Source organism: Mesorhizobium sp. M7A.F.Ca.CA.004.06.1.1, from assembly GCF_003999135.1.
GTDB lineage: Bacteria > Pseudomonadota > Alphaproteobacteria > Rhizobiales > Rhizobiaceae > Mesorhizobium.
This window is the reverse complement of the sequence record NZ_RZPQ01000349.1, coordinates 1-6,011: the sequence shown is the minus strand read 5'-3', so window position 1 is coordinate 6,011 and position 6,011 is coordinate 1. Positions and strand designations below refer to the sequence as shown.

The window sequence follows — 6,011 nt, the reverse complement described above, 5'->3', positions numbered from 1 at the left end:
TGCCCGCGAACAGCGCATCGCTTCCGCCATCACCGAAGCGGCGATATCGGCCATCCAGCGCGCCAGCGAAAACCTCGACATGACGACGCTGGTCGCCGTCGCCGCACGCATCGCTGTTTCCGGTAATGTGCTGTGCATCGGCTCCGGTGGCATTTCGTCCATGATGGCGACCGAAATGCAGAACCGGCTGTTCAGGCTTGGCGTGTCGGTGCTGGCGCAGATCGACGGACAGTTGCAACGCATGTACGCCGCCGTTGCCACCCCCGACACCACGCTGATCGCCTTCTCCGTCTCCGGCTATGCGCGATCGGTCATCGATGCGGTGCAGGTCGCCCAGCAATATGGCGCCACCACGATCGCCATCACCCCGCCGGACTCCGCACTCGCCAAGGTCGCCGACACGGTCATCCATTTCCAGTCGCTCGAGGACGGCAATATCTACAAGCCGACATCGTCTCGCTATGCGCTGCTGTCGATCGTCGACATGATCGTCACCTCGGTCGCCGAGACGCGCGGACCGAGGGTTTTGGAGAATCTGCGCCGCATCAAGCAGAGCGTTAACACGTTGAAAGTCGACGATCCGCGTTTGCCATTGGGCGATTGAACCCCTACGGCCAAGGACATCAGGATTGATGGCCGAGCGCCTCGATGCTTTTCGCCAATTTCGCCGGATCGCCTTCAATGCGCACGGTCTTCAGCCGCGCGGTGCCGCCGGCGACAACCGAGACAGCGGACCCGGGCACGCCCAGAGCCTTGGCCAGCAGCTTTTCGAGCGCATGATTGGCGGCGCCGTTTTCCGGCACGGCGCGGACGCGCGCTTTCAGATGGCTTCGCCCGTCCGCCGTGGCCTCGAAGCCTTCGAGCCTGTCCAGCGCAGCCTTTGGCGTCAGCCGGACAAACAGCTCGGCGCCGTTTTCGCGCAGGCGAAACGGCGTGCTCATAAGGTCATCCTGCTCACAGGATCAGAGGCGCCACCGTGGTGAGCAGAAACTGCCGCAGGAAGAACAGGATCAGAAGCAGGATGATCGGCGAGATGTCGATGCCGCCAAGGTCCGGCATGAAGCGGCGGATAGGCCGCAACGCCGGCTCGGTCAGCCGGTAGAGCATGTTGCCGATGCTGCCGACGAACTGGTTCTTCGAATTGACGACGTTGAAGGCGTAGAGCCAGGAAAAGATCGCCGAGGCGATGATGATCCACCAGTAGAGGTCAAGCGCCATGACGATTGTTTGAATGAGGGCGAGCATGCCGGTCTCCAATTGTTGCCGACATGTAGCCATTGCACGCGAAACCGGCAAGGGCCGCCTTTCTGTGGAGCGCCAATACCGGCCCGGTCGGACTGTAGGGCATGTCGCCGACACCCCAACGAAGGCGCGAATACACAAAACCGGCAAGGGCCGCTTTCCGCCGGCGCCAGATCGACGCTTGACGGCACTGGATTTCGGCAAACCTCCGCCTTGACAGGAAACCGCGGCGCCCGATAAATGCGCCCATCCGCTGGACGGGGCTGTAGCTCAGCTGGGAGAGCGCGTCGTTCGCAATGACGAGGTCAGGAGTTCGATCCTCCTCAGCTCCACCAGCGGAATAATTCTCCACGCTGCGCGCCAGATGCCCATCTTTGCGCCACATGCAGTCCGCGACGCTCGTCCCGGCTTGCCCCCGCGGTTGGCATTTGCTGTGCCAGCACCTTAAAAGGCCGCGCTACATCGCCTATTTCGCAATATCCGGCAAAACTTTTGTCAATTGGACTTATGGCGGAAGAGCTCGCTGATTGTTTCCGTTTTTTTTGGAAACCACCCCACTAAATTGACGTTACCAAATCAGTTTTTTCTGTGCGTTGTGACCAGGGCGTTTCGGCGGGGGCGACCGGAGACGCTAGATCGATTTCGAGTCGAAATGAAAAATCCGCCTGCGGAAGCAAAGACGTGTCAATTCGCGACAATCTCGCTGCAAACCTTAGACGGCTGTGCAAGGACCATGCCTCCGTAAGTGCGGTATGCCGTGAGCTGCGCATCAATCGCACGCAATTCGAACGCTATCTGCAAGGGCAGACCGTTCCCAACAAAGCTACCGCCAAGCTGATATGCGATTACTTTCGGATCGACGAAGCCGAACTGTACCAGGATCCCGGCGCACCCGAGCCGGCGATGCGTGGCCTGCCGCCGGTTTCCGAGAGCCTGTTCAACCAGATGATCCGCCCTCCCAGTCCTTCGATCGCGGGCGGCACCTATTTCACCTATTTCTCGATCCCGGGCCGCCTCGACCTCCTGATGCGCTCGGTGACCTTCGTGAGGCGCGAAGCCGAACTGGTCACCTTCCGAAGGGTCACCGGATGGTCGGAGCGCCGGGGATCGACCTGGGCACGAGCGCGCGGCAATCACTATGGCGTGGCGATCTCGCGGCTGAACTGGATCTATTTCAGCGGCATCAATCGCCGCCAGACCGGGGAGCCGTCGCTGATCTCCGTGCAATGGGCTCCCATCTCCGAACCGGTGCTGATGGGCAAGGCCATGCTTCTGACGGAGGCCGGCCCGGCATTCGTGTCCGTCATCATGCGGCGCGACATTGCCAACATCCACCCAAGGGATGCCATCAGCATGGCGCATGTCATCAATCTCGACGATCCGGGCGTCGATCAACTGGTTGTCAGCCTCACCCGGGACGGGTTGGGCTAACCCCTCGGATCGCCGTGTCTTACGCCAAATAAGAATAAGCGTACGCCAATTAAGCGTATGCCAACGATTGTCTACTCTGTATCTGAATAAAATCGATATTTTACACTTTAATGCCAGGAAAGATAATCCACGGGTCCGTCTTAGGATCGTGGTTTTACTATAATTTTAACAAACCATTAACTCTTCCGACCTTACCTTTCTTCACGCGGATCCCGTTCCGGGGGTCTTTCAACGGATCCCAAATTGGGGTCAGGAAAGGGATGAAAATGGCCAAGAAAGTGACCAATGCTCCGAAGCTGACGATTGCCGCCGGCACGCAGACCGTCTTCTTTTCGCAGGGCATGCACTACAACAAGCGCTGAAGCCGTTCTGCGCCGACGAGCGTCTTGCTTGTCGGCGCCTCGGCTCCACAGATGGCAATCAGCTTCATGAAAATGCGCTCTTCGAAAACGCTTGTTTTCTACCCCGGACCGAACAAGGTCACGGCATGCAACTTCCTGACCAGGAGCGTGTTTGAATGCAGTCCTGAGATGGTCGGCCTTCTCGCTTCGTGGGACAAATGGGCATCGACGGCGGACATTGCCCGCGCCCATGGATGGTCGAAGTCCGAGTTGAAGGCTGTCGTTCCCCAGTTGCTCGATTTCTCCGCGCTGGTCACAGCCGGATCGCCTCTCGCCGAGCAGGAGGAACAGTTTTCAGGACAATGGAGTTGGGGGCTTCCGACGGCGCTGATGCATTTCTGTGTCCAGGACAGCGAATACATGACCATCGAGCAAGCGGAAGAGCGGCAGATAGAACGCGCCGGCCATACGCCGCAGCCGAACCTCATGCTCAAGAATTCCGCAGGCGCCATCCAGCTGCCGAATGCACTGGAAGACAATGAACTTCTCAGCTTGATGGCGCGGCGCCGCACCAACCGCACGGCGGCTCAGCCCACCATCACGGCCAAACAGCTTTCCGATTGCCTGTTCGCAGGGCTCGGCATCATCGGCGAGACCGCCAATTGCGTTGGCACCCTGCCGCTCGGCATGACCCCTTCAGGCGGCGCGCGAAATCCCTATGAGGCCTATGTGGTCGCGCTCGGCGTCGATGGCCTCGAACCCGGTGTCTATCACTATTCCGCCGCGGATCACGACCTTGGCAGGATTTCCGCAAACCATCTGCCGAAAATCTCCGAACTGGTCGGCGGACAGGAGTGGGCCGACGCCATGCCGTGCCTTGTCCTGCTTTGCGCCAAGCTAGATCGCACGATGTGGAAATATGAGGACGCCAACGCCTATCGTGTCGTGCTGATCGAGGCCGGCCATATCGGCCAGAACATCATGCTGGCAGCGACCAATCATGGCCTGTCGGCATGTCCGACAGCCGCGCTCAGCCATTCCGCCATCAAGCGGCTGCTTGGTCTCGACAGTTTCACCGACGCACCGATCTATGCCTTGACCCTCTCGACGCCGGAAAGAGATCCGTCCACGGCGGGCCAGTCCATCAATTAGCCGACCAACTATGTGCATCACAGCCAGTAACGCGTTCCCTAGGGTATAACCAGAGACAGGAGCAGCACGTGCCAAATCAATCCTTACGCCAGTCGGAAATCGATAGCCTTCAATATATTTCGTCGATGACCAATGAGCTCGTGCAGATGGCCGAAGCAAGCCGTTTTCCGATGATCTCCTATCTGCTGGGCATGGCCTATGCAGAGGCCTTCGACGTTCTTCGCGGCGCACGGCCGGCCAGGCATGCGCAGCTCAGCGGCAACCCGCTGCACCCCAAGGCGCAGGCAAAGGACACTCGGGCCGCCCAGCCACGGAGAGCGTAGCGACATGCAGTCGTCAGCCGCATGCGCGGTGGCCGGCTCGACCTCCCGGCCAAACCGCTGGGAGACGCTGTGCGCGTTGCAAAGCCTGCTGCCGTTGCTGAAGAAGGCCGTGACGGACCTGCGCCGCGCCGACATGGTCTACTGGTTCGAGCAGGCCGATGCCGAGGTCGCCAACATCATCAGGGGCCACCCCTCCGATGCAACCGCAATCCCGGCCCTGATTGCATCCTGCCCGCAGGACCGGCATCCGGTCGCTCAAACTTGATGCCAAACGCGACGCGTTCATTGGCGCCGCTGAAAATGCTCTGATCACCAGTTTTTCAATTTCAGACCGGAACCTATTGCGCGTCTGGAATGCCAAGGGGGACCTGCACATGAACATGATAGCCAACATCAGAAGCGTCGATGCCAGGGAAGGCGTTTTCAGCCGGCTCGACGTCTTGATCGCCAGGCGGCCGCCATCGCCTGACGCCGCGCGGGTCGAGGCCCGCCAACTCGTCTCGATGGCGATTGCCGACAGCTGCCAGGCCGACAGTCTCTGGGGTACAGTGGACGCTTTCCACGCCCATTTCGACTTCATGATGCAGACCATCGAGATCAACGGCGCCGATGACCCGGGCCTCGGGCCCTTGCGCACGAAATGCCGTTTCTATCTCGAACAGGTCGAGGCCCTGAGCCTGTCACTGGCCTATTGACAGGCCGGCCCGAACAAATTCGGTCCTAGAGCAATTCCAGGAAAAGTGTGAAATGGTTTTCCCGGGAAAACGCAGAGCGTTTTCCCTTGGGAATTGCGTCAAACCAAAGAATTAGAGCAGTTAGCCGTTTCCGTGAAACGGTGAACTGCTCTAGTTGCGCAGGCTGAACACGAACGGCGCTGTACGGCTCAGACGCGAGCCGAGTTCCGGTGGCGGTTTCGGCACCGTGGCGCCTTGCAGCACGGCGAGCGCCGCACGGTCCAGATCCGCATCCCCCGAGGAACGAGAGAGCCTGGCAGACAGGACCCGGCCGGACGAGTCGACCGTGAAGGCGACATATGGCCTGCCCTCCACGCGTCGGGCCTTGGCAGAACTGGGATAGCGTGTGTGCCGCTTGATCCAAGCACCCAGACGGGAGTCCCATTTGCTGGAGTCGCCGGAGCGAGACGTCGATTCCGCCGCCTTCGGCGCGGCGGTCCTGGCCGCGGGCCGTGCGTCGGCGCTGGCGACGGCTGCCGTCTTCGACGGAGCCGCCTTCTCCTTCTTAAGCCGCGGCTTGGGCTTCTCGACAGGCTTCTTCGCCTTGGCCTCGACCGGTTTCTTGTCTTTGACAATTTCGACCGGTTTCGGCTGCGGCAAGGGAATGACGACGTCTGGCGTGACAGCCTCGACCACATCCGGGATGACCTCATCCGGCGGCGGCTGATCGACCTGTTCAGCCGTTTCGGCCTGGGTAGATTCGGTCTGGGTGGGTTCGGTCTCGTCTGGCGCGACCGCTTCCGGCGGCTCGACAACCGGCTCGGCCTTTTCGACCGGTTCTTCAGGTG

Annotated in this window: 9 protein-coding genes and 1 tRNA gene; 7 read left to right on the top strand and 3 right to left on the bottom strand. The window is 60.3% G+C overall.

The genetic code is table 11. From position 1 onward, the window contains the following. A partial coding sequence (locus EN906_RS20050; RefSeq protein ID WP_164777254.1) for a MurR/RpiR family transcriptional regulator occupies positions 1–604 on the top strand: 604 nt, incomplete at its 5' end. 19 nt (positions 605–623) lie between these two features. Here EN906_RS20050 and EN906_RS20045 read toward each other — a convergent pair. Together EN906_RS20045 and EN906_RS20040 are read right to left on the bottom strand one after the other, a co-directional pair. Then, positions 624–941 carry a DUF167 family protein gene (locus tag EN906_RS20045; protein WP_127268066.1) on the bottom strand — a complete coding sequence of 106 codons (318 nt, stop codon included), beginning with the start codon at positions 939–941 and terminating at the stop codon, positions 624–626. A 13-nt stretch (positions 942–954) separates the two neighbouring features. Next, complete coding sequence (locus EN906_RS20040) at positions 955–1,245, bottom strand: YggT family protein (protein ID WP_023811703.1); 291 nt, start codon at positions 1,243–1,245, stop codon at positions 955–957. A 256-nt stretch (positions 1,246–1,501) separates the two neighbouring features. Between EN906_RS20040 and EN906_RS20035 the strand changes: the two genes are divergently transcribed. The 6 genes from EN906_RS20035 (at position 1,502) to EN906_RS20005 (ending at position 5,184) form a co-directional block, all read left to right on the top strand. Then, positions 1,502–1,577, top strand: a tRNA-Ala gene (locus tag EN906_RS20035). Positions 1,578–1,923: 346 nt separating this feature from the next. After that, positions 1,924–2,673, top strand: coding sequence for a helix-turn-helix transcriptional regulator (locus EN906_RS20030; RefSeq protein WP_127268065.1), 750 nt, complete (start codon positions 1,924–1,926; stop codon positions 2,671–2,673). Between the two features lie 530 nt (positions 2,674–3,203). Then, positions 3,204–4,166 (top strand): SagB/ThcOx family dehydrogenase, encoded by a 963-nt coding sequence (locus EN906_RS20020; RefSeq protein ID WP_236382936.1) that lies wholly within the window; start codon positions 3,204–3,206, stop codon positions 4,164–4,166. 68 nt (positions 4,167–4,234) lie between these two features. Further along, the gene (locus EN906_RS20015; RefSeq protein ID WP_127268063.1) at positions 4,235–4,489 is read left to right on the top strand and encodes a hypothetical protein; all 255 of its coding nucleotides are present in this window, start codon (positions 4,235–4,237) and stop codon (positions 4,487–4,489) included. A gap of 4 nt (positions 4,490–4,493) precedes the next feature. Further along, positions 4,494–4,754, top strand: coding sequence for a hypothetical protein (locus EN906_RS20010; protein WP_127268062.1), 261 nt, complete (start codon positions 4,494–4,496; stop codon positions 4,752–4,754). A 109-nt stretch (positions 4,755–4,863) separates the two neighbouring features. Beyond that, positions 4,864–5,184, top strand: a complete 321-nt coding sequence (locus EN906_RS20005) for a hypothetical protein (RefSeq protein WP_164748714.1) — start codon at positions 4,864–4,866, stop codon at positions 5,182–5,184. 150 nt (positions 5,185–5,334) lie between these two features. On the opposite strand, the gene EN906_RS20000 is transcribed toward EN906_RS20005, so the two are convergent. Next, positions 5,335–6,011, bottom strand: a 677-nt coding sequence (locus EN906_RS20000; RefSeq protein ID WP_164777253.1) for an energy transducer TonB, incomplete at its 5' end; no start/stop codon positions are given.